Source organism: uncultured Limnohabitans sp. (assembly GCF_937889215.1).
GTDB lineage: Bacteria > Pseudomonadota > Gammaproteobacteria > Burkholderiales > Burkholderiaceae_C > Limnohabitans_A.
On the sequence record NZ_CALBEX010000029.1, the window covers coordinates 1 to 3360 of the forward strand.

Genomic DNA, 3360 nt, shown 5'->3' on the forward strand with positions numbered 1-3360 from the left:
CCTCATACGAGAGGCCCAGGCGGGCGGCGGCACCGGGTGCCAGATTTTGTACCACCACGTCAGCTTCTTCCTCAATGAGGCGTTTGAGTATTTTTTGGGCTTCTGGGTGTTTGACATCCAGTGTCAGGCTTTCCTTGCTGCGATTGGTCCAGACGAAATGCGAGGCAATGCCGCGCACGCGCGTGTCGTAGCCGCGCGCAAAGTCACCCACACCTGGGCGCTCGATCTTTATGACGCGTGCGCCCAGATCTGCGAGCTGGCGGGTGGCAAACGGCGCGGCAATCGCGTGTTCCAGGGTGACGACAGTGATGCCTTTGAGTGGTTGCATGGCGAAAAGTCCTTGGCAAAGTTTTGATCAACGCTTCACGTGGGTGCTGATCCATCCGTGCAGGAAATCCGCGACTTGAATGTTGTTCTTTTCGAGCATGACCATGTGGCCGTTGCCACGAATTCCACGCTCCTGCAAACGAATGAACTCCACTGGTGCACCGGCTTGACGTAGGTACTTGGCCGTACAGTGGTCATAGGGCGCGTGGTACGAGCTTTCGGAAACGGTCACCAGCACTGGAATCTTTTGAAAGTTGACGAGCTTTCTTGCCGGTTCGGCCTGCAAAGTGCAAGCGATCAATCCATCCCCATCGGGTGTGGGCTGAGCAGCGGTCTGGATTTGGGCGGGATCGGTGACGGGCGGGTCGTATGTCACCGGGATGTCCGTGATGCCCCAGGCCCGTGCTTTGGATTTGTTCGCATTGTTGTTGTGAAACGGCGGGCCCGAAGGCTCAATCGCCACGATGGCCTTCACCAGTTGGGGGCGAGCCTCTGCGATCACCCACCCCAACAGTCCCGACTGTGAATGGGTCAATAGCACCGCAGGGCCAATCTTGTCAAGCAAGGCTGCACCTGCTTTTTGCGCCAACGTTTGTGTTTCGCCATCACTGGCCAGGGACTCCACTTGGGTGGCGTAGAAGGCGTCAAAAACGGGGTCTCCACGCCGACCGCTGCCAGGCCACTGGGTGTGCGACTTCGCCTGGGGCCATTTGCCGAGTTCGGCCGAGGCTGTGAACAAGGTTTCAAGCTGCTGCGCGGTGAACATCCTCAACTTGCCATTGATGTCGGGGTGCCAGGCCGATCGTCCGCGCGCAGGTTGGTCAACCATGTAGACCACGTAGCCTTGGTTCAAGTAGTGGTCGGCCCACCCCATCCGCCCATCTGGCGTCATCATCCAATTGGTGGCTGTTTGGGCCGCTCCGTGGATCAAGACCAGTGGGTAGGGCTGCTTCACCTCTTTGGGCTGCAGTTTCTCAACATACATTTGCCCCATCATCAGTTCTTTGCCAGGAGCGCCCGTGTAGGTGCCCCCAACATAGAAAAACGATCTTTGCGCCGAAGACGCGTGCCCGGCTTGCTGCGACACGGAAGCACAGCCCGTCAAGGTGGCGATGGCGGCAATAGCCGATGAGAAAAGTACGGTCTTGATGGTCTTCATGGGTCTCTCCTGGTTGGTTTTCATCGGTCTCCCCTGGTTGTTCAGCGCAGCGTGGCCACCGCGTCCATGGTCAGCCAGCCCTCGTGGTCCTTGGCCCAGAGGCGAACGGTCTTGCCATCCGGCTGTGGTTCGCCGCAGACGTAAAAGTGGTTGATGTCAAATACGGGGCGCACGGCTCGGAATTCGTAGCTGGCCAATTCGGCATCAGGCACCTGGTGACGCAACAGGTCGAGCAACAAGGTGGCCACCATGGGGCCGTGCACGATCAGGCCGGGGTAACCCTCCGCCTCAGTCACGTACTTGCGGTCGTAGTGAATGCGGTGGCCGTTGAAGGTGAGCGCCGAATACCGGAACAGCAACACGTCATCGGGCACCCATTTCTTCTCCCAGGTCGAGCTGGCGGGCGCGGCTTTGGGCTGCGGTGCCACGTCGTCAGTCCGGGCCGCTTCGCGGTACACGATGTCGTGGAACTCGGTCAGCGCCACGTCGGTCTGCTCGCCCACGCGAACCTCGTGGCGCACCTTGACGAACACCAGGGGCCCGGTGCGACCGGACTTTTCGGCCACGCTCTCGATGGTTGAGGTGCGCGTCATGGCATCGCCAATGCGCAGTGGCTGGTGAAACTGAAACTGGCTACCAGCCCACATGCGCCGCGGCAATGGAACTGGGGGTAAGAATCCACCCCGCTTGGCGTGTCCGTCGTTTCCGATTTCCGACTGCCGATGGATTGGCAAAAAGTACAGCCAGTGCCATAGCGCAGGCAATGCGGTGCCCGACGCCGGGCGCTCAGATAGTCGGTCAAAGGTGGCCGACAAAGCCGCGTAAGGTGTGGCGGTGGCTACATCGGACACGGTTTCCGTGCGACCGACCCAGGCAGTCAGATCTATTGCAGAGGTATTCATATCAATCTTTTGAATTCAAGAGTTTGAGTGGTACAGCGCAGCGCCTATTTGAGTGGCCAGGGCAACTCCACCAGGCGTTGAAGCCAGCCAGCAGGAAAATCCAGCGTCAGAAAGTGGCCCAGTGTGGTCATGAAGGCAATGCACAGCCCGGTGTAGAGCAAGCTCTTGGGCCAGCCGAGCGATGTGCGACGAACCAGGTAGCTGGTGATGAAAATCGCCAGGGCCAAGATGAAGCCGATCAATGCCGTCATCGCAAACAGGAAGGCAAACCACAGCACCGATGACCAAACCGAGCTGCCATCGTGTTCACCCTTAGCATGTGCTGCCACCTCCTGGTCGTAGTGAGTGGAGTGGCCGGGCGCACCAGCGATCAATTTCCACACAATGACCCCTGCAAACACCAGCATGAGCGCGGCAGTGGAGAGTGGGAACACGGCGCCCAGGAAGGAGTTGGGCATGCTGCTAATCACGCCATAGGCGAACATCGCCAACACGATCACGGCAAACACCAGTTGAGGCTTGCGATGGGTCAGCGTCAAGCCACTTGTGGCGCCGGGTTCCAATGGCGTGTTATTCGAGCCTTTCTCAACTGCGCCGTCTTCCGAAACACGGGTGCGAACCGCCATCAGCAAGGAGCCCACAGCCAGCGCACCGATGATGAGCACGCCCGGGCGCTGCAAGAAACCCCAGCCATAAAACTGCAACGCCTGATACAGATAGGCTTCAACTTGGCCCGAGAGAACAAAGCCGATCAAGAATGCAGGTCTTGGCCAGCCAAAACGGCGCAAGAAGATACCCAAAATCCCAATGGCGAACAACACCAGCAAGTCGGTCAGATCGCGGCGAGCCTGGAAGGCGGCAAAGCAGATCAACATGATCATGGCCGGCGCGATCAGGTTGACCGGCACGAAGGTCAGGCGCGCAATTGGGGCGGCCAGCAAGAAGCACAGGAAGGCACCGATGATGCTCGCC

The 3360-nt window shown here is 59.1% G+C and carries 4 protein-coding genes; all 4 read right to left on the reverse strand.

Annotation, left to right across the window (positions count from 1 at the left end):
- The coding region (locus tag Q0341_RS00695; protein WP_299509865.1) for a CoA transferase at positions 1–328 on the reverse strand (328 nt) is incomplete at its 3' end.
- 27 nt (positions 329–355) lie between these two features.
- Positions 356–1486 (reverse strand): alpha/beta hydrolase, encoded by a 1131-nt coding sequence (locus tag Q0341_RS00700; RefSeq protein ID WP_299509867.1) that lies wholly within the window; start codon positions 1484–1486, stop codon positions 356–358.
- 41 nt (positions 1487–1527) lie between these two features.
- Positions 1528–2388, reverse strand: a complete 861-nt coding sequence (locus Q0341_RS00705) for a MaoC family dehydratase N-terminal domain-containing protein (RefSeq protein ID WP_299509869.1) — start codon at positions 2386–2388, stop codon at positions 1528–1530.
- Between the two features lie 44 nt (positions 2389–2432).
- The coding region (locus Q0341_RS00710; RefSeq protein ID WP_299509871.1) for a tripartite tricarboxylate transporter permease at positions 2433–3360 on the reverse strand (928 nt) is incomplete at its 5' end.

What these genes read in the sequence shown, in the direction of transcription:
- Q0341_RS00700 (WP_299509867.1), bottom strand. Translation starts at nt 1,486, where the DNA reads ATGAAGACCATCAAGACCGTACTTTTCTCATCGGCTATTGCCGCCATC.
- Q0341_RS00705 (WP_299509869.1), bottom strand. Translation starts at nt 2,388, where the DNA reads ATGAATACCTCTGCAATAGATCTGACTGCCTGGGTCGGTCGCACGGAA.